We start from the raw sequence: 19,716 nt of genomic DNA on the forward strand, positions 1-19,716 counted from the left end.
GGCGAGGGCTTCGGCCCTCGCCGCTCCCCGGCAGAGTATCATGTCCCCGAAATTGCGAATTGCTATTAGTGCGGCCCAGTCGGGTCCGTGGTCGATGGTTGCTGGCCTGTTTGCGGCTGCTGGTGCGGATGTTTTTATCGCGGCAGAAGGCGTCGAGGCTTTGGCCTTGCCCGAAAACTGGGTGCCGGACGCAGTGGTGACACTGCCGCAGGTCTATGAGCAAGCGCGTTTTGATGCGCTAAACTTAGATATTTGGAATTCTACTCAAGCTATCGAAATCACTACACGGTTCACCCTTTCGCAGCTCGCCTCTAAGGCTATGAGCGCAGGCAATGGTGGCCTGATCATTCACGTTGTCGATCGGCAGGCGCTGATCTACGGCGGTGTGGCTGGCGTAAGTGCCCTGGCGAGTGCCGGGCTTTCCCGTGGAACAGCTCTGGATATGCGCGGTTCGGTGCGCTCCAATGTGGTGGCGACAAGTCCAGATCAGGCTGATGTTGAGGCGTTTGTGCAGCTTGTTCTGCATCTCCTGAGCGAGAACGGAAAAGCCGTCTCCGGGCAGATAGTTTCCATCACCGCTAACCGCGTGCAGCTATTTAATCAGCCCCGGCCGGTTCGCGTTGCACATAGCGATGGGCCATGGAGCGAAGAGAGCCTCACCCAACAAATTTCGGAATGGGCAGATGATCTGCCGCGGCTTGCTCAAGGAGCAAAGCTATGAGCGTTTCGCACTCGACACTCGAAGGTAAGGTTGTTGTGGTCACCGGCGGTGGCGGCGGCATTGGGCGCGCCGTGTGTGAGCATATGGCAGGACTGGGTGCGCGGGTCATCGTCAATGATCTCGGCGTCAGCCTTGCTGGCGATCAAGCAGGCACGAAGGCGGCTGACATTGTCGTCGACGCCATCCGCGCTAAGGGCGGCGTTGCGGTCGCCAACACAATGAGCGTCACGGCGCGCGAAACAGGGCCTGCAATCGTTGAACAGGCCATGGATGAATTCGGTCAGCTCGACATTATTATCAACAACGCTGGCATCATCCGTATGTCGCCGTTTAAAGAGATGACGCTGGCGGCTTGGGAAGCGGTTTACGCCACCAATCTTCTGGGCGCGGTCTATCTCAGCCACGCGGCGGCTAAGCAGTTTGTGGCGCAGGGCAGTGGTTCTTTCGTTCACATGACCTCGGCCAGTGGCCTGGTTGGCAGCACGCAGCAGGTCAACTACGCCGCGGCAAAGTTGGGCATTGTTGGTCTCTCCACTACGATCGCGCGCGATCTTGGGCATTTGGGCATTCGCTCCAATTGCATCGCGCCGTCGAGCACCAGCCGCATGACCGAGCTGACCGACAATGCCCGCAAGCATTTATTGACCCCAGAAGCCGCCGAAAAGCTGCGTCTGGCTCGTCTTGCCTCGATGCCGGAAAACATGGCGCCAGTGGTTGCGTTTGTTGCCAGTGACGCTGCGCGTCAACTCAATGGGCAGATCGTCGGCGCGCGCGGCAATGAGCTTTATCTCTATAGCCAGCCCCGACCGGTGCGCGATGTGCGCAGCACTGCGGGGTGGAGCCAAGAGTGGTTCGAGGAGAACCTCGCTCAGGCGTGGGCCGCGTACCAGACCAAACTTGAAGTCATCACTGATGTCTTCTCATGGGCGCCTGCACAGGGCGCCACTTCCCGTCATTAATAACCACAAGCGAGAGTCTCTTATGGCTACCGGTAGATATGTTACCGACTTGGACGTGGGCGATGTGCTCGGTCCCGTCGAGTATACGCTGAGCTCATTCGTAATTCGCGAATATTCGCACATCGTGGAAATGCACCATGAGTGCTTCCAGGGCGCTGATGGGCTGATCATGCCACCAACGCTCATCCACCTCGATAAGCTGCGCCTTTACAATGCGGCTTGCCCAGAAGGCACAGGTCCAACTGCACGCATTCATTACGAATATGACGCCGATGTCTTCGCGCCTGCGCGCGTTGGCGACAAGCTTAGTGTGATCGGCCGTATCAAGGACCGCTATCTCAAGAAGGGCCGAGAATATGTGCTGCTCGAGATGGAACTGACCAATGTCGAAACAGGTGAACTGCTGGTTCGATATCGCGACCAGGTGATCCTGGCCTACGCCCAAAAATCCGAAGCGTCTGCGTAAGGAGAAACTACAGTGACCCTTTCTCTCGAAGCTGGCACCGAATTCCGTACGCGTCCACGCGCGATGACCCGTGAGCGTATGCGTTGGTATGTGGATGGTCAGCCGACTATTGGCGCTGACGATGGCCGCGTGCACACCCAGCCACCAACCATCCATGATGACGACGAATATGCGATCAAGCAGGGTCTGCCCGGCATTATCGCTGATGGCATGATCTCGACAAATTGGATCCAGGGCTTGCTGATCGACGTCTTCGGCCCGCAGTTCGCTTGCCGCAGCCGTCTCTCGACCAAGTACATCGCTCCCATCTACGAAAACATGACCGTCATCGCCTGCGCGAAGGTCTCGACCGTTGTCGTCAACGAAGAAGGCAAGACCGTCTACCATCTCGACGTCTGGTGCGAAGACGAGAAGGCCAAGAAGCTGACCGTTGGTGCGGCCATGGTCGTGACCGCGTAATGTTCACGCGCTTTCACGCGGGGCAGGGATGTCCCGCGTAAGCATTTCAGAAAAGCAACTGGGGCTGGTCGGCGGGATTATGGTCGCGCTCGGCCCGCTCTCAGTTGCTATCTATACCCCCGCATTGCCCACTATCGTTGCCGACTTCGGCACGAGTGATGCGGCCGGCAAACTCACGATTTCCGTTTTCTATATCGGCCTTGCCTTGGGGCAGTTGGTCTGTGGGCTGCTGGCCGATGGGCTTGGTCGGCGCAATGTCGCCTTGGGCTTTTTCACGCTCTATGTGATTGGCGCTGTCGGCTGCCTGTTTGCACCGAGCATTGAAGCGCTGATTGTGGCGCGCGCTGTGCAGGGCACAGGAGCGGCGGCGGGATTGGTGATCTCGCGGGCGCTGGTGCGAGATCTGTTTTCCGGGCAAGCCTCCTCACGCATTCTCAATATGATGGCGATTATTATCGCCTCGGGGCCTGCCTTTGCGCCCGCTTTTGGCAGCGTGATGCTGTTGTTCGGCGATCACCAATTGCCCTTTGCCACCATGGTTGCGCATGGGGTGCTCACTCTGGCGCTGGTGCTGATTTTCATTCCGGAAGCGGTGGCCGTTGATCTCTCCCGCATTCGCCCGCTGGCGATGACGCGCTCGATGCTGATCCTGCTGCGTAGCCGGGATTTTATGTGGCCGGCCTTATGCACCGCGGGGTGCGCTGGCGCGATCTATGGGCAGGCGAGCATCTTGCCGTTTTTGCTGATCACGCAGGTAGGTGTTTCTCCGCAGATATTCGGGGCAGGGATGTTCCTGCAGTCGGGCGTCTACATGTTGGCCTCGATGTGGACGCGGTTTTTGATGCGCTCGATACCAGCCGAAAAGCTCGTGCCCTGGGGCGCTGGCATGGTCCTTATGGCAGCGGTGGCCTTGCTTTATGGGACGCTGATCGCCGAGCCGAGCTTTTGGTCGGTGATGTTGCCGGTGGCGTTTTATGCCTTTGGTTATGCCCACGCTGCGCCGGCCGTAATGACCGCAGCATTCGCCTCCCATCCCGACCGCGCCGGGGCGGCGTCGGCCCTTCATGGCTTCATGCAGATCGGGATTGGGTTCTCGATTGGCCTTTTGGCGTCGGTATTTTCGACGCCGTCAACAGCAATGGGCGTGTTGATTGGTTTGAGTATTGTTGCCGGCGCAGGCTTCGCGCTGGCTTGGTCAAGGGTGAATAATCACAAGGTAGCATAAAAAGTCGTTTGTATTCAGAAGACTAGCGGTTTGTCTTAGTGTCTGATGGCTTTGCAGTTTTTGTATAGATCATGTGAGTGAAACGGCTGTTCCAACTGCTTTCTGAACATGGTGCAACGCGAAAGTCTTTAAGGAGGACATGTGTCGCTCGCGGCACATCGAATATGGGAGGTGCTCTATGAGCGCACAAACAGTGTCACCTTGGTCTGAAAGGATCGGGGGGCTGGTTCTTCTCATCATCGGATTGCTGGCGGTTGCGCAAGCGCAGGCCTACCCGTTCGGCACTGTGAGTAAGATGGGGCCGGGTTTTTTCCCGGTTGTCACAGGCACGGTATTGGCCGGTTTCGGCGCGTTGATCGCGTGGAAAACGCCTGATGCTGGCCAGGAAAAGGAAGGGGCGCTGATGAATTTGCGTCCGGCCTTTTTCATCTTCGCAGGCTTGTTGGCGTGGGCGCTGCTGCTCAAGCCGGCGGGGCTGGTTATTGCCACTGTCGCCATGGCCTTGCTCGCGGCCTTCGCTTACCCCAAGCCAAACCTAGTGCGCATAGCCATCACCGTGGTGCTGCTGCCGATCGTCGGCGTTGCGCTGTTCATTTTCGGCCTTGGCATGCCGCTGCGCGCTTTCCCTTGGTAGCCTGAGAGACATCGGACAATGGATTATTTTTCAGCCATCCAAATGGGTTTTGCGACGGCGTTTGAGTGGAACAATTTGGTGTTCTGCTTTGTCGGCGTGGCGTTGGGTACAATCGTTGGCCTGTTGCCGGGCATTGGTGCGCTTTCGACAATTTCGATGCTGCTGCCACTGACCTTTTACATGGAACCAACCACGGCGATCATCATGCTCGCTGGTGTGTTCTATGGGGCGCAATACGGCGGTTCCATCGCCTCGATCTTGCTGAACATCCCGGGCACTGCCACCAATGCCATTACTTGTCTCGACGGTTATCCGCTGGCGCGTGATGGGCGTGCGGGTGTGGCGCTGGCAGTCACGACCCTGTCGTCTTTCGTAGGCGGCACTTTCGCAATTCTCGTCCTGATGTTCATGGGCCCAATGCTGGCAGATGTGGCGCTCGCATTTGGCGCGCCCGAATACACCTCCATCATGGTGTTCGGCCTGATCGCCGCTTCGACGTTATCGGGTGGTTCGATGCTTAAGGGCCTCGCGATGGTGATCGCAGGAGTGGTCCTTGGCACCGTGGGCATGGACATGAACACCGGCGTCCAGCGCTTCCAGTTTGGCCGCAATGAGCTGTCGGACGGTTTGAGCATCGTCGCAATCGCGATGGGCCTGTTTGGTGTGGCGGAGATTCTCGTCAATCTGATGCGTAGTGACGGTAGCCCGTTCAAGGTTCATTCCGTGACGCTACGCTCGCTGATCCCAACCAAGAAGGACGTCAAAGAAAGCACCATGCCGACTGTGCGTGGCACGCTGATTGGCACGGTCTTGGGCATTCTGCCGGGGACGGGCGCGACCATCGCTTCGTTCATCAGCTACGCCACCGAAAAGCGCGTTTCTAAGACGCCGCAGATCTTTGGTAAGGGCGCTATGGCTGGTATTTCCGCGCCGGAAGCGGCCAACAATGCTGCGGTGCAGTCGGCCTTCATTCCGACCCTGAGCCTTGGCATTCCTGGCGACGCTATTATGGCGGTTATGCTCGGAGCGCTGATGATCCACGGCATTTCGCCGGGTCCTGGCTTGGTCAATCAGCATCCAGAATTGTTCTGGGGCCTGATCGCCAGCTTCTGGATCGGTAACGTTATGCTGCTGATCCTCAACCTGCCGTTCATTGGCGTGTTCGTGCGTATCCTCAAGATCCCCTACGACGCGCTTTATGTGGCCATGCTGTTCTTCATCTGCGTGGGCGTGTTTTCGATCCGTAACAATGTCTTCGACATTTTCCTCGTGATCGGTTTCGGCATCGTCGGCGTGTTCATGATCTTGGGCCGCTATCCGGCTGCTCCCCTGCTCTTGGGCTTCATCCTTGGGCCGATGATCGAAGAAAACATGCGTCGAGCTCTGCTGCTCTCGCGCGGCTCGTTCGACATCTTCGTCTCGACGCCAGTGTCGGCCAGCTTTGTAGTGTTGAGCGTTGTGGTGCTGGTGGCGACCGCCGGTCTGCCGATGCTGCGCAAGGGCATTCGCACGGCTTCTAACGACGTGGCCGTCGACGCTAAGGACTGATCGGACACCACTAAATTCTGGGGTGGGCATGTTGGCGATTGTGCGACGTGCCCACCCTTTTTGTTTGCACCATGATGGGGAAGAGCATGGATACGACCGCTCGCCAACAACTCAAAGACGACGTCATTCGCCTGCGCGGCTATTGGCACAAATTCCACGATGGCCTCCTGGAAGGCGCGCCGAACTATCTTTCGGCTTATTTGCAGTTTCAGAATGCGCCAGCGGCGGCTGGGCGTATCGAGCCGAAGGTTTGTGAGTTTATCTACATCGCCGCCGACGGGGCTGTGAGCCATCTCTATGGCACTGGCGCGGCACGGCATATTGAGATGGCGCTCGATAAGGGGGCAACTGAAGCTGAGGTGTTGGAAGTCATACAGCTGACGACGCTCTCCTCGCATATGACTATGGAAGCGGGCATGGGCGCTCTGGTGCGCCAGCTAAGCCTCGCTGGATATGCGCAAACGCCAGCGCTGAGCGAAGAGCAGGAAAACCGCAAGACAAGTTTTATCGCGCTGACCGGCTATTGGCCCGAAGGAGGCGACGCGCTGTTTGTCTATGCGCCGGACTTTATGGACGCTTATCTGCGCTATGCGGAGATCCCCTATGCTGAGGGGCCGCTGTCGCGCAAGGTAAAGGAATTCGTGCGCATTGCCATTTGCGCTTCGCCAGTCTGTCCGGAACCGAAGGGGCTGGAGCGTCACATCGGCTTGGCGCTTAAGCATGGCGCAACGCCGGAGGAGATTGCTGACGTGCTGCAGCTGACGGCGGCGATTGCCATCCACACCTGCACCACCACCATTCCCCCGCTGATGGATGCGCTGGCCGCCCGGCGCGCATAAAAAAGACGGGGCGTGCCCCGGCAATCGCATTGTGATGGAGGCCCCGGTTTTGCCGGGGCCTTTGCTTTTAGGCCTGACGCAGCGGGGCGAGGAGGGCGGCAGTATCGCCGCGCACAAAACCACAGCCTGCATTAGCCTGGGCCTTATCGACCAGCGATTCAACCTCGGCAGGGGACATGCGCGCCGCCTGGAAGAGCGGGCCGCCCTTGTTCTTGGCAAAGCCATAGCCATTGGTCAGAACGACGTCGATATCGGAGGCCGTGCGCGCGATGCCTTCGGCCACGATGAGCGCGGCCTCATTGATGATGGCGCCGAGGATGGCTTGGCCGATGGCCGTCCCATCGGGGGTTGCAGTGCCGCGCTGGGCCGCGTTCTGCATGACCAGATCGGTGACGACCGGCGATGGCTGTGCCTTGCCTTTTTCGTCATAGTCATACCAGCCCGCATTGGTCTTGCGACCGAGACGACCGAGTTCACACACGGCGTCCGGCAGAGAAACGTAGCGGGTGCGCGAATCGCGCGTTGCCGCTTTGCTCTGGCGCAGACGCCAAGCGATATCGAGGCCAGAGATGTCGGATACGGCAAAGAGGCCCATGGCAAACCCGAGCTTGGTTGCGGCTGCGTCGACGTCTTGGGGTAGAGCGCCGTCATCGAGCGCGTATTCGCACTGCGCGCGATACTTGGCGTAGATGCGATTGCCGATAAAGCCTTCGCAAGGCTTGGCCAGCACGGGGAGCTTAGAAATGGTTTTGGCTAGGGCAAAGCCCGTCGCCAGAGTGCTCGCAGAAGTGGTGGCGCACTGAACCACCTCAAGCAGCTTCATGCGCGGCACGGGCGCGAAGAAGTGGAGGCCGATGAACAGCTCTGGGCGGCCAGAGGCCGCCGCAAGAACGTCGATATCGAGATAGGAAGTGTTGGTCGCGAGAACCGCGTCAGCGCGCATGACGGCTCCGAGCTTACCCAGAACCTCGGTCTTAACGGCTATGTCTTCAAAGACAGCCTCGATGACCAAATCGACGTCGCTGAGCGCCGATACGTCGTCTGCGGTTTGAAGCAAGGCGAGGCGATCAGCAGCGGTTGCCTTACCGAGCTTGCCCAGCTTTTCGACCTCCGAAAGCGTCTTGGCAATGGTGTCCTTGGCGCGGGCGATAACGGCCTCATTGCTGTCAACGAGGATGACGTTGAGGCCAGCGGTTAGGAGCACACTGGCAATGCCTGCGCCCATGGTGCCTGCGCCGACAACGCCTGTGGTTTTGACCGAGATCGGAGTGGCATCTGGATCGGCTGGAGGTTTGGCTGCGGCGCGTTCGCCAAAGAAGTTGTAACGAAGCGCTGACGCTTCTTCGCCGGTGCGCAGACGCTGGAAGATCTCGCGTTCGAGCTTCAGGGCCTCAGCGACTGGTGTGGTTTTAACGAGGCGGACAGCGCGAACGGCTTCACTGACGCATTCACGACCCTTGCCCTTGGCGAGAGCAGTTTGGGCGGCGGCTTCGATGTCCTCTGCGCTTGCCGTTGGCGGGGTGAGCTGAGCGCTGAGGCGCTTGGACTTGCCGGCCACGAAGGCAATCGCGTCCGCAAGGAGATCGGTTTCGGCGACGGCGTCGATCATGCCGAGACGTGCGGCTTCAGCGGCTGCAACGCGGCGCGAGGAGGTGACGATCTCAATGCCATGTGGAATGCCAACCAGACGCGGCAGGCGCTGGGTGCCTCCGGCGCCGGGGATCATGCCGAGGCTCACCTCGGGCAGGCCGACGACGCCACTTGGAACAGCAATACGCCAGTCACAAGCCAGTGCGAGCTCATAGCCGCCGCCCAGCGCCGAGCCATGGATGGCGGCGATGACGGGGGCGTGGCACTGCTCGATGGCTGTGAGAACTTCTGGCAGTTCTGGTGGGGGCAGAGCCTTGCCGAATTCCTTGATGTCCGAGCCTGCGATAAAGCTCTTGCCGCCGCCAATGATAATGACACTTGTGACCGATGGCGTGCTGGCGATGTCGTTCAGTGCTGCCATCAGGCCCTGACGCACAGCGACCGAGCTGGCGTTTACAGGCGGGTTGTCGATGTAGATGACAGCAACATCGTCTTGGCGGTTGAGTTTTACGGCGCTGGACATGGCCACAGCACTGGCGGGGATCTGGATTTCGGTCATCATGGTTCCGGCTGATGCACTTGCTTGCATCAGCTTTAGCGCGTTTAGATGCCGCGCAAATTTGCATAATCTGCGAAGTTCTTTTGCCTTAGGCCGAAGGTTCGTGCGTTTGCCGAGAGGATGGCTCTGGTATGCCAGCTAGGGGAAAACCACTCCGATTTTTGCAAAACTATTGATAATACAAACGAAAGTGGGCGATTATGTCGCATTAGCGCTCAGCCAGTTCGGTATTGTCCCTATACCCAGAGGAGCTGCAGAGCGCGGGGAGACTATATTGCTATGACCATCCGGCCATCTGCGCCGACGGCAGCTGTTGAGCGCCGTCGAATTGAAGACCTGCCTAGCCTGCGTGACATGGAGCTATTCGTCACCGTGGTTCAGTGCGGAAATTTCTCGGCCGCAGGTCGGCGGTTTGGTCTCTCACCGGCATCGGTGTCGCGCTATATCAATGCGCTGGAAGACCGGCTCGGGGTTCGGCTGTTAAACCGCACCAGTCGCAAGCTATCGCTGAGCGATATGGGGACGGTGTTTTACCAGCGCGCGGAGCGCATTCTCAACGATGTGCGTGACACCCAGATTGAGGTGACGCAGGAGCATGTGCGTCCGCAAGGCGTGTTGCATGTGCATTCGCGTTTGCTGGTCGGGCTGCAATATATCGCGCCCGCGCTGCCCGCATTTCTGGAGCAGTATCCCGAGATCAGCGTCGACCTGACCCTCTCGAATGAGGACGTCGACATTATTGAGAACAATATCGACGTCGATATTCGCATTGGGACGCTGGCGGATTCATCGCTGATCGCCCGTAAGCTGGTGAATAGCGAGCGCATACTCTGTGCCAGCCCAGCGTATTTGGAGGGGCGTCCGCCGATCAACACGCCGCAAGACCTGCTCGAGCACAATTGCCTGACCTATAAGATCAACCTTGGTGGGGTGAATTGGCGGTTTCTGGCGGAAGACGGCACGTTGACGGAAATTCCGGTCAAAGGCAGCTTTAGAACCAATAACGGCCCGGCTTTGCATATCGCTATGTTGCAGGGGTTGGGCTTGTCGCTGATGCCGGATTGGGCGGTTGCCCATGAGCTGGCTTCGGGCGAATTGGTGCGCGTTCTGCCGGACTACCGGATCAGCTTCACCTCGTTTGAGAACGCTGTTTACGCGGTCTACTCGCCGACCAAGCATCTGCCGGTTAAGGCCCGCGTATTTATCGACTTTTTGGCCAAGCATTTCCAATCGGTGAGCGTCTAGGCTTTACAGTTTTTGCAACGAAACTAGTCAGCTTTCGCTCATTATCTGCTGGATTTATCAATGCTAGCTCTATCCCAAACTAAGGTGGGCGTAGTGTGTCGCGCCCGGATTTTTGGGAGTGCGTCGTGGCTGGCAATGTTCTTGACGGTATTCGGGTTCTAGATTTCTCGCGTGTATTTGCAGGGCCCGCAGCCACTCAGGTCCTAGGGGACATGGGTGCTGATATTCTCAAGATCGAGCCACCCGGCGGTGACGAAGCGCGCTATTATGGCGTGACCAAGGAACGTCTCGAAAAGTTCGGTGGCGTCAGCCCGTCGTTCCTGGCGCTTAACCGCAATAAGCGCAGCCTGGAAATCGATCTGCGCACAGAGGCAGGCAAGGAGATCGCGCTTAAGCTCGCTAAGGATTGCGATGTTGTCGTGCACAACTACCGTCCGGGCGTGATGGAGCGTTTGGGCCTCGGTTACGAAGACCTCAAGGCGATCAACCCGCGCCTGATCTTTGCTGAGTTCTCTGCCTTCGGCACGACCGGCCCGCTGGCGAAGGCTGGTGCCAACGATCTGGCGCTGCAGGCGCATAGTGGCTTGATTAGCATTACCGGTGAGGAAGATCGTTCGCCTGTACGCTGCGGTTCGGCGATTGTTGACCTCCACGGTTCGCTAGCGATCGTTTCGGGCATTCTCGGTGCGCTGTTCCATCGCGTGACCACCGGCCTCGGTCAGCGCGTTGAATCCTCGCTCCTGCTCAGCTCGGCTCACCTGATGAGCTATTTCTACACTGAGTATTGGATGGATGGCGCCATGCATAAGCCTATGGGTACGGCGAACCACCTCTCGGTGCCGAACCAGGCCTTCCCGGCAAGCGACGGGGAAGTGGTGATCATCGCCTCGACCAATGACATGTGGCAGCGCCTTGTGGCGGCGCTCGGTCCGGATGAACTGGGCGGGCCAGAATTTGCTGGCGTGTTTGATCGTCGCTCCAACCGCGTGCAACTGGTCGAGGCAGTGTCGGCCATTACGCGCACCAAGACCTGCGCGCAGCTGCTCGACATTCTCGCGGAAGCCAAGGTTGTTGCGACCAAGGTCAACACCATTGGTGAAGCGGCGGATCACCCGCAGTTGGCGGCAGTTGGTGGGCGCCTGGAACTGCCGGTCGGTCAGCATCTCATCGGCTCGGTTGCTTCCCCGTTCTCCTTCTCTGACGTTGATATGTCCGAAGTCACCCCGCCACCGGCATTGGGTGGGCACATCGATGAAGTGCTGCAGGAGTATGGCTACAGCCAAGAGCAGATTGATGCCTTCCGCGCGTCTGGCGCTTTCGGTAAAATCACAGCAGCTCAATAGGTGCTTAAATGACTTCTGCTCGACTCGGGTGCGTTGTTCTCGATGACTATCAATCGGCTGCGAAAGGCGCGGCGGATTGGTCCCAGCTTGAGCATGCAGTTGATGTTGAGTTCGAGAAGAGGTTTATTGGCGAGCCGGAGGCGCTGATTGAGCGCCTCCAGAACGCAGATATCGTCGTTGCCAATCGTGAGCGCACGCGGTTCGACGCGGCCACTCTCGCGGCTTTGCCAAAACTGAAATTGCTTGTCACCACGGGCATGGGTAATGCCGCCATCGACATGTTGGCCGCAAAAAGCCGCAACATTGTTGTTTCAGGTACAGGCAGCGATGGTGCGCCAACGGCTGAATTGACCTGGGCGCTAATACTGGCCATGGCGCGCTCCATCGTGCCTGAAGCCAATGGCATAAGGGCAGGGGCTTGGCAGAGTTCTCTCGGCTTTGCGCTATCGGGGCGTACGCTTGGGCTGGTTGGCTTAGGGCGTGTCGGCTCGGCGGTGGCAAAGGTCGGTACGGCTTTTGGCATGCGCGTTGCCGCATGGTCGCCACGGCTTGATGACGAGCGGGCTGCTGCTGCGGGCGTTGAGCGCGCAAGCTCGCTTGAAGCGCTGTTTCAATCCGGCGACGTGATCTCCCTCCACGCGACTTTGACGCCGGAGAGCCGGGGGCTGGTTGATGCCAAGCTGCTCGGGCTGATGAAGCCAAGCGCTTATCTCGTCAACACATCACGCGCCGGTCTCATTGATGAGGCGGCGCTGATCGCCGTGCTGAAGCGCGATGGTATTGCCGGGGTTGCGCTGGACGTTTTTGCGACGGAGCCCACACAGGCCGACAATCCACTCTTTGCTTTCGAGCGCGTCTTGGCGACCCCGCATTTGGGCTATGTGACCGACGTCACCTATGCGGCGTTCTTTAGCCAAGCGTTGGAAGACATTTTGGCCTTTTTGGCTGGCACGCCAATCCGCGTGCTCAATTAAGCGCGCTCAAACAGCATCACGCCATCATCGCTAAAGCGGCGCGTGAGCTTGCCGCGATGCCAGAGATAATTGGCAAGGCTTAGGGTCATGCCGGGCACGAGGTCTGAGAAGCGCGACGCGGCGCGTGGCGAAAAGATCGTCTCCGACATGGTCTGAATAGTCGCCGCTTGGCTGAGGTGTTCCAGCAATGCCTGCAACCGCCGCTCATGCGCCATGCGGAGTTTTTGAGCCTGTTGCGCCAGCCCGGTGAAGGCTGAGCCGTGTCCGGGCAGCACAAGGCAGCTCTCAGGAACGGGCATGAGACGGTCGAGATAATCGAAATAGGCGCCAAGAGGATCAGCGTCGGGCGTTTCGCTCCAGACGGTGATATGCGGGCCGGCACCAGCCAGCATTTGATCGCCGCTGAGAAAGATCAAATTGTCCTCTGCGAGCAGCGAGACCCCCGCGCTTGAATGCCCGCCACCTATGATCACCGACCAGCTTCGGCCCGCAAGCTCAAGCGTTTGGCGGTCCGTAAGCACGTTGAAATTCTGGGGGAAGGGGGAAAGCATCGCATAATCGATTGGTTTCGATTTTATCCGCGTTGGCTCGTCCATTCCCATCATATGGAGGAAGTTTTGTGCGGAAGCGTTGCGGCGCTCGAGCGAGGTGCTACTGGCCCAAGTGATGTGCTGATGCTCGAGAGCGCTCATATTCAGCGCAGCGCCATATTGAGACATAAGCGGGGATGCTTGGCCGGTGTGATCGCGGTGCATATGGGTGCAGACGATTTCGGTGACATTGCCGATGTGGCCAAGCTCTGCCGCTTGCACCCACACTTGCCGCGTTGGTTCGCCCGGCATGCCGGTATCGAGGATAAACTGATCACTCTTGTCGCCGATGAGCCAAGCGTTGACCGAGGCAAAGCGCGGCATGGGGCATTCAAGCCGGGTGACGCCGGGGCGCAGAGTTTCGATATTGGTCACGGCTGGTCCGGAATGCTCAGGGGATGGTGTCAGGATAGCGCGTTGGATCGTTGGCGCAATTGATGATCTAGCGCAGCACCTTTGCAGCCGCTGACAAAGGGAAGGGCGTGGTTTGGCAAAGGCTGCGCACGAAGTCCGCCAGAGCGCGGACGCGCGGCACGCGCAGGGCCTCTGGCGTCACATTCATCCAATAGGAACGGAGAATGTTGACCTCATCAGGCAGGACTGGCGCGAGTGCTGGATAACGCGAGGCTATGAAGTGGGGCAGGACGCAAATTCCGGCATTGCCAAGGGTGGCTTCCACCTGTCCGAGAAGGCTCGAGAATTGCAATTGCGCTCTTAAGCCGGGGGAGACCTCATCGAGATAATCCAGCTCGCGCGAGAACAGCAGGTCTTCGATATAGCCGATGAACCGGTGCTTGGAGAGCGCCGCGCGCGCCTCTGGCGTGCCGTGCTCATGGAGATAGGATTTGCTGGCGTATAGGCCCAAGCCATAATCGGCCAATCGCTCAGCGACAAACCGCGGGCCGCCGGGGGTCAGCGTAACGCCAATGTCGCCGTCTCTTTGGTTTTGTGACTGGATCTGCTGGATTGGCACAAGTTGCACCGAAAGGCGCGGATTGGTCTGCGCGAAGCTGGCGAGACGCTCGGCGAGATAGAAATTGCCAAAGCCATCAGCGGTGACGATGCGCACCACCCCGCCGATGGCGCTACCGACATCGCTGCCCGCGCTTGATCGCAGCGCGAGTACTTCCATCTGTTCGGCGTGTAGCAGCAGGTCTTCCCCTGCCGCGGTGAGCGCATAGCCGTTCGTTCCGCGCTGGAAGAGCGAGCGTCCCAGTGCCTGCTCGAGCGCGGTGATCCGACGGCTGACCGTGGCGTGGTCTGCTAACAGTATACGCGCGGCCCCGCTCAGCGTGCCGACACGGGCCACTTCTAGGAAGAATTTCAGGTCGTTCCAGTCAAATCCCGCCACTCTTCGCCTCGTGCATTTCCGCACAGCATATGTTCAAAACCTCCGCTTGTGAGCAAGCATTTTCGCACAGTAACTTGCGCCTCAGTGAGGGAGTGACTGATGAGCTCTATGGAATTCGATTACATTGTCTGCGGTGGCGGCTCGGCGGGCTGCGTTTTGGCGAACCGCTTGTCGGAGAACGGCAAATACAAGGTGGCGCTGCTCGAGGCTGGCAGCAAGGACAATTGGATCTGGTTCCATATCCCGGTCGGCTATCTGTTCGCGATTGGCAATCCGCGCGCGGATTGGATGTTCCGCACCCAGCCGTCCGAGGGCTTGAATGGTCGCGACCTTGCCTATCCGCGCGGCAAGGTGTTGGGCGGCTCGTCGGCCATCAATGCTATGATCTATATGCGCGGGCAGGCGGCGGATTATAACCGCTGGCGCGAAGCTGGCTTGGAAGGCTGGGGTTGGGACGATGTTCTGCCAGTTTTTAAAAAGCACGAAGACAATTGGCGCGGTGCTTCGGACCTTCACGGGGCAGGCGGCGAATGGCGTGTAGAGCAGCCGCGTTTGAAGTGGGAAGTGCTCGACACCTTCATTGATGCCGCCGAGAGCGCCGGCATTCCGCGCAGTACCGATTTCAATACCGGCACGAATGAAGGCTGTGGGTATTTCGACGTCAACCAGAAGACGGGCCGTCGCTGGAGCTCCGCGCGTGGTTTCCTCAAGCCCGCATTGAAGCGTCCGAACCTGGAAGTTCTCACCAATACGCTCGTTGACCAAGTCATCGTTGAGAACGGCAAGGCGACCGGCGTGAGCGTACTACGCAATGGTGTGCGCGAAACCATCCGTGCCCGTCGTGAGGTTGTGCTTTCTGCAGGCGCGGTGGCGAGCCCGGCGATCCTTGAACGCTCCGGCATTGGTCATGGCGAGCATCTTAAGGCAGCAGGTATTGATGTTGTGCATCACCTGCCGGGCGTTGGCTCGAACCTCCAGGACCATTTGCAATTGCGTCCGATCTATAAGGTCCAAGACGTGCCAACCATGAACATGCTCTACCAGTCGCTGGTGCGCCGTGGGTTCATGGGGCTGGATTATCTCTTCCGCCGTCGCGGTGCGCTGACCATGGCGCCATCGCAGCTGGGTGCGTTCACGCGTTCGTCGGATCGCTATGAAACGCCGAACATCCAGTTCCACGTCCAGCCGCTCTCGCTCGATAAGTTCGGCGACGAGATGCATAAATTCCCGGCGATTACCGTGAGCGTGTGCAATCTGCGTCCGGCAAGCCGTGGCGAGGTGCACGTCAGCAGCATGGATGTCACTGCTGCGCCAGTTATTACGCCGAACTATCTTTCGACAGAGGGAGACCGTCAGGTCGCAGCAGACAGCATTCGTTGGGCACGCAAGGTCATGTCGCAGCCAGCTATGGCAAAGTACCGCCCCGAGGAATTCCGTCCCGGCGCGCATCTCACCAGCGACGGGGACCTCGCCAAGGTTGCAGGCGATATCGGCACGACGATTTTCCACCCAGTCGGCACGGCGCGCATGGGCGTCAAGTCCGATGAAATGGCGGTGCTGGACAACAAGCTGCGTGTCTATGGGGTTGAGGGCCTGCGCGTCGCTGATGCGTCCTCTATGCCATTCATCACATCCGGTAACACAAATTCTCCGACCATTATGATTGCGGAGAAGGCGTCAGAGGCAATCTTGGAAGACGCCGTCGCTTAATCAAAAAAGCGTTTGTGCTCCTAAGGCGTGCGCGAAGCTTAGAGTGGCAGAATGCTGCTGTGATTTGACCGGAATGTGCCTGTATCGTCGGAGATGGTCGGGCCATTCCGTGGCTTTCAGAAGCAGTTTTAAGCTTAGAAGCGGACTGCAGGCGTTGGTCAAGTGGCCCGGCGCGTAGTCGCTAGATGCACACCGACCAAAGTTTCTAACGCACAACATGGGTGTGTGAGGTGGTTAAATAGGCCCAAGTGCTGCTACCAGTCAGTGGTGATGATCCGGTGTTATGAGGCCGAACATGCAAGCGCAGGACAAATCATCTACGCCGTAGCCGCAGAACAACTGCATCGTTGGTTCAAGGATGTAGTTGACGAATTCCGGTGAGAAGCGACGGAATAATCGCAGGCGTCTTCGGTGTCGAACTTTGAAACCGAGGTCAGGCCGCGCACGTTAATGCGGGCAAACTGGGAGCTCATTTCTCGCTGCATAGTTTCAACTATGCAGCCTAAAAGAGCACGTTATGACCGCGAATTTGTTGAAACAAGAATTGGTGTAACTCGAGACGTCCCGGCCTGCCCAACCGGCGTGGCTTTACCGAGATGGGCCACAGGCTCATTGCCTGCTGCACCGCCGAGGGTAAGCCGATCGGCGTGGCGGTTATCGATCTGGACAGCTTCAAATCCGTCAACGACCGCTTTGGTCATGCCATGGGCGACGCGGTCCTCAAGCGATTTGCCCGCGTTGCACAGGCTAGCCTGCGCACCAATGACGTTATTGGACGCATTGGTGGAGAAGAGTTTGCCATACTGCTGCACGGGAGCGACCCGGTAGCATCTTTCGCCATCATCGAGCGGATCAGGCGCTCATTCCAGGCAGAAGCGGAGTTCATCGAGGGCGTGCCCGTGCGGGCGACGCTCTGCGCCGGAGTGGCTGGCGCCAGTACCATGGTTTCCATGGAGTCTCTGCTGAAAGATGCCGACATCGCGCTTTACCGCGCCAAGAACGGCGGACGAAATCGAGAGCAGACCTTCACGCCGCTTGCGGCAAGCGATGGCACTATCACGCAAATAGCCTGAAAACACTTCCTCCCGACTTAGAGGGAGCAGCCAACATGGCGCTGGAATGCAATGCTCGATGTTGAGCAGCGCTCAGCTTTCATAGGCGATCCGCTGATGCCCGCAGTCGGAACAGGCTTCGACGTGGCTATCCGGGACTGCGGTGCGGCAGGTCTCGATCGCCGACATCGAGCGGCTAAAGCTCGGATGCCCGGCATGGGCCGCGCGATAGGCTGGACCGGCAGCCCGGAAGATATCGGCGACCTGGATGGTGTGGCGCACCGGGTCAGGCGGGTGGGGGCTTGTCCTCCACAGCGCCATCAACCGGTCGAGGGGCTGGCGACCGCTTGGATCGCGCGGGTCGAGACCTTGGTGTAGAGCGCGGTGGTCTCGAGCCTGGAGGGCCCGAGCAGCACATGGATGAGCCGGATATCGACATCCTGCTCCAAGAGGTGCGTGGCAAAGCTGTGCCGCAAGGTGTGCGGGCTGACCTTCTTGCGGATGCCGGCGACCTCGGCCGCCTCCTGCACCGCGCGATGCAATTGCCGTGACGAGATCGGTTCGGTGCGCCACCTCGGAGACGCTCAGCCCGGCGCCAAAGGCGACCCCGAGCGCGGACTTGTATTTTACGCCCGGTGCCGCCTCGAGCAGCCGGGCCGCCTCCTCGATGCCGCAAACAGGAAGTGCTAGGCCGAGACTGCACCATTGATCGTCGAGGCGCTGACGCCGTTCTCATGCTGAAAAAGCTGGTAGCGACGGAGATCGTCTGCCGTGGCCACATCAGAGCTCTGGCCCAAGAAGGCGGCAAAGGCCGGACGTGACCGACATAATCATGGTCGCCGAAAACCGATGACCATTTCGGAGCGCAGAATGGTGGTGACGATTGCGAGGTCGGCCCGCAGCGGGGGCTTAACATATGGAATAGCAACTGGCCTCCCGGTTCCGCGAATGGCGAACAGACAAGGCATCAAATGTCGAGATCTGAATCTGCGTCATCATCTGGAAGATGAGGTCGAATCTGGTCCTCCTGAGGATCTGGCGCGTCGGGATCTTGATGATCGGAGGCGATCGAAGGCAGGTACTTGTTTGCTGCCGGTCTTTTCGAGCTGCCGCTGCGCTGGGCATCGAGGGCGTCCAGTGTCGCATTCAGTTTTGCCCGGTGCGTCGCCCAAAGTTCTTCGGCGGTCGCGTTTCCACTCCTGGACGGTGACTTCTTTTCCCTATCCGCCGCGATTTTTCGGGTCGACATGGTTTTGGTCGAAGCGGTCCTGGCAGGTGTCTCATCGTCCTTGATCGCGCCCGCATAGACATCTGCTTGGCCAACCGCGCGCGCCACGACCTTGACCTTCCAGCCATGTCGGGCCCGGGCATAGTGGATGCGAGCCGTTTCAAGGCCAAGATGACCGGCCATGGCCGCAATTTCTTCCTTGGTCAGCCCGGCCGCTTCCCAAGTCGCAATAGAAACATGGCGGAACCCATATAGGCTGAGCCTGCGGGTGCTGGCCCTGGCACAAGCGCGCGCCAGCGTTTCAGCCATGGCGTTGCGCCAGCGCTCGAAGCCCAGTTCAGCGACTTGGCGAGCCACGAGGGCAAGCAAGGTGACCACGGCTTCCACGAAAACGGGGCCGAATTCGGACATGTCCAGGGCCCTGGTGTCGGGGTGTCTGACGGTCGCCTTCGCGTTCGGGAAGATAAGCAGATTGCCTCGGACCTCGGCGTCAAGCAACTCTTTCGGGCGGGGGCCCATCCGCGGCGCCACAACACAATAAAGGGCCGCCGCTGCCGCCATCATACTTCCAGTCTTGAGTGCGGTGCGCTTGAGCTCGGCGAAAACCCGAGCCACTTCCTTCTGGGTCGCATCCTTCACCTTTTTCGATGCAGTGCGCTTCGGCTCCGGGCGTCCTTTGAGGCGATCAAGTTCGGTTCTGCAGAGGTCTTGCGCTTCTTCGATCTCCCGTTCGAAAAGACCGGCCGCGGTCCCGGTAAGCTTCAGGGCCAGCCCCATTTCTGCGCGATAGAGACGCACCGTCCGTGGCCGCAGCAGGTCCATGCGCCCACTTACCTCCTCCTTGAGCGCGGCGAATGGTGGCAGCGTCGGATATATCCTCGTGGCTCTGCGGATGTGACGAAGCGCTTGCCGCTCGTAAGCGTGCAAGGTTTCCCGGCTGGGCGTTTCAGCGGTCTTGGCGAGCTGTTTTCTCATGGCCCGTATTTGCGTTAGTCCACGGAGAAAATACATATATATTAATGCATTAGTCAACAACAAGAACTGACGCGGCACGGTGTTAATCGGATCTGCAAATCCGGTTAAAGATGCCCTTAAATAGGAATATCGCAGAAGAAAATTCCATCAAATGAGGTGAAATCGCGCAATTGTGCCTTAATAGGGTGTATTGAGGCGGAAAACCGTCGGCAGGTAACGCTTTTCTCGAACGAGGTAACGGCATTATT

18 protein-coding genes and 1 pseudogene are annotated in these 19,716 nt (G+C 58.9%); 13 read left to right on the forward strand and 6 right to left on the reverse strand.

The annotated features are described in order from the left end of the window. The first annotated feature begins 40 nt into the window (after positions 1 to 40). The 8 genes from HKD40_RS15770 (at position 41) to HKD40_RS15805 (ending at position 6,851) form a co-directional block, all read left to right on the forward strand. Positions 41 to 721, forward strand: coding sequence for a hypothetical protein (locus HKD40_RS15770; protein WP_169196745.1), 681 nt, complete (start codon positions 41 to 43; stop codon positions 719 to 721). Beyond that, complete coding sequence (locus HKD40_RS15775) at positions 718 to 1,680, forward strand: SDR family NAD(P)-dependent oxidoreductase (protein WP_169196746.1); 963 nt, start codon at positions 718 to 720, stop codon at positions 1,678 to 1,680. The genes HKD40_RS15770 and HKD40_RS15775 overlap by 4 nt, the downstream gene beginning before the upstream one ends. 22 nt (positions 1,681 to 1,702) lie before the next feature. After that, positions 1,703 to 2,146: a hypothetical protein gene (locus tag HKD40_RS15780; protein ID WP_169196747.1), complete on the forward strand. Its 444-nt coding sequence runs from the start codon at positions 1,703 to 1,705 to the stop codon at positions 2,144 to 2,146. A 12-nt stretch (positions 2,147 to 2,158) separates the two neighbouring features. Further along, positions 2,159 to 2,605, forward strand: coding sequence for a MaoC/PaaZ C-terminal domain-containing protein (locus HKD40_RS15785; protein ID WP_248306557.1), 447 nt, complete (start codon positions 2,159 to 2,161; stop codon positions 2,603 to 2,605). 28 nt (positions 2,606 to 2,633) lie between these two features. Next, entirely contained in the window at positions 2,634 to 3,830 is a 1,197-nt protein-coding gene (locus tag HKD40_RS15790; protein WP_169196748.1) for a multidrug effflux MFS transporter, read from the forward strand. A gap of 178 nt (positions 3,831 to 4,008) precedes the next feature. Next, positions 4,009 to 4,464, forward strand: coding sequence for a tripartite tricarboxylate transporter TctB family protein (locus HKD40_RS15795; RefSeq protein ID WP_169196749.1), 456 nt, complete (start codon positions 4,009 to 4,011; stop codon positions 4,462 to 4,464). A gap of 18 nt (positions 4,465 to 4,482) precedes the next feature. Next, the gene (locus HKD40_RS15800; protein ID WP_169196750.1) at positions 4,483 to 6,012 is read left to right on the forward strand and encodes a tripartite tricarboxylate transporter permease; all 1,530 of its coding nucleotides are present in this window, start codon (positions 4,483 to 4,485) and stop codon (positions 6,010 to 6,012) included. A gap of 86 nt (positions 6,013 to 6,098) precedes the next feature. After that, positions 6,099 to 6,851, forward strand: coding sequence for a carboxymuconolactone decarboxylase family protein (locus HKD40_RS15805; protein ID WP_169196751.1), 753 nt, complete (start codon positions 6,099 to 6,101; stop codon positions 6,849 to 6,851). A 67-nt stretch (positions 6,852 to 6,918) separates the two neighbouring features. On the opposite strand, the gene HKD40_RS15810 is transcribed toward HKD40_RS15805, so the two are convergent. Next, positions 6,919 to 9,003 carry a 3-hydroxyacyl-CoA dehydrogenase NAD-binding domain-containing protein gene (locus HKD40_RS15810; RefSeq protein WP_210257135.1) on the reverse strand — a complete coding sequence of 695 codons (2,085 nt, stop codon included), beginning with the start codon at positions 9,001 to 9,003 and terminating at the stop codon, positions 6,919 to 6,921. Between the two features lie 276 nt (positions 9,004 to 9,279). Between HKD40_RS15810 and HKD40_RS15815 the strand changes: the two genes are divergently transcribed. From HKD40_RS15815 to HKD40_RS15825, 3 genes are all read left to right on the forward strand, one after another. Next, the gene (locus tag HKD40_RS15815; RefSeq protein ID WP_169196752.1) at positions 9,280 to 10,245 is read left to right on the forward strand and encodes a LysR family transcriptional regulator; all 966 of its coding nucleotides are present in this window, start codon (positions 9,280 to 9,282) and stop codon (positions 10,243 to 10,245) included. Between the two features lie 125 nt (positions 10,246 to 10,370). Continuing rightward, positions 10,371 to 11,588 carry a CoA transferase gene (locus HKD40_RS15820; RefSeq protein WP_169196753.1) on the forward strand — a complete coding sequence of 406 codons (1,218 nt, stop codon included), beginning with the start codon at positions 10,371 to 10,373 and terminating at the stop codon, positions 11,586 to 11,588. A gap of 8 nt (positions 11,589 to 11,596) precedes the next feature. After that, on the forward strand, positions 11,597 to 12,562 hold the full coding sequence (locus tag HKD40_RS15825) for a D-2-hydroxyacid dehydrogenase family protein (RefSeq protein ID WP_169196754.1): 966 nt from the start codon (positions 11,597 to 11,599) through the stop codon (positions 12,560 to 12,562). Here HKD40_RS15825 and HKD40_RS15830 read toward each other — a convergent pair. Together HKD40_RS15830 and HKD40_RS15835 are read right to left on the reverse strand one after the other, a co-directional pair. After that, entirely contained in the window at positions 12,559 to 13,527 is a 969-nt protein-coding gene (locus HKD40_RS15830; protein ID WP_169196755.1) for an MBL fold metallo-hydrolase, read from the reverse strand. The genes HKD40_RS15825 and HKD40_RS15830 overlap by 4 nt on opposite strands. A 67-nt stretch (positions 13,528 to 13,594) precedes the next feature. Further along, positions 13,595 to 14,503: a LysR family transcriptional regulator gene (locus HKD40_RS15835; RefSeq protein WP_169196756.1), complete on the reverse strand. Its 909-nt coding sequence runs from the start codon at positions 14,501 to 14,503 to the stop codon at positions 13,595 to 13,597. A 99-nt stretch (positions 14,504 to 14,602) separates the two neighbouring features. Between HKD40_RS15835 and HKD40_RS15840 the strand changes: the two genes are divergently transcribed. Next, positions 14,603 to 16,213 (forward strand): GMC family oxidoreductase N-terminal domain-containing protein, encoded by a 1,611-nt coding sequence (locus HKD40_RS15840; RefSeq protein WP_169196757.1) that lies wholly within the window; start codon positions 14,603 to 14,605, stop codon positions 16,211 to 16,213. 569 nt (positions 16,214 to 16,782) lie between these two features. Further along, a complete protein-coding gene (locus tag HKD40_RS15845; RefSeq protein ID WP_282567907.1) occupies positions 16,783 to 17,286 on the forward strand; it encodes a GGDEF domain-containing protein in 504 nt (167 codons plus the stop codon). Between the two features lie 75 nt (positions 17,287 to 17,361). Here HKD40_RS15845 and HKD40_RS15850 read toward each other — a convergent pair. The 3 genes and pseudogenes from HKD40_RS15850 to HKD40_RS15860 all read right to left on the reverse strand — a co-directional run. After that, positions 17,362 to 17,547: pseudogene (locus tag HKD40_RS15850) on the reverse strand (transposase zinc-binding domain-containing protein); the annotation flags it as partial. 38 nt (positions 17,548 to 17,585) lie between these two features. Further along, on the reverse strand, positions 17,586 to 17,807 hold the full coding sequence (locus HKD40_RS17955) for a tyrosine-type recombinase/integrase (protein WP_248306099.1): 222 nt from the start codon (positions 17,805 to 17,807) through the stop codon (positions 17,586 to 17,588). A gap of 425 nt (positions 17,808 to 18,232) precedes the next feature. After that, positions 18,233 to 19,468, reverse strand: a complete 1,236-nt coding sequence (locus tag HKD40_RS15860; protein ID WP_169196759.1) for a hypothetical protein — start codon at positions 19,466 to 19,468, stop codon at positions 18,233 to 18,235. Positions 19,469 to 19,716: the final 248 nt, after the last annotated feature.

Source organism: Devosia sp. MC1541 (genome assembly GCF_012847305.1).
Taxonomy (GTDB): domain Bacteria; phylum Pseudomonadota; class Alphaproteobacteria; order Rhizobiales; family Devosiaceae; genus Devosia.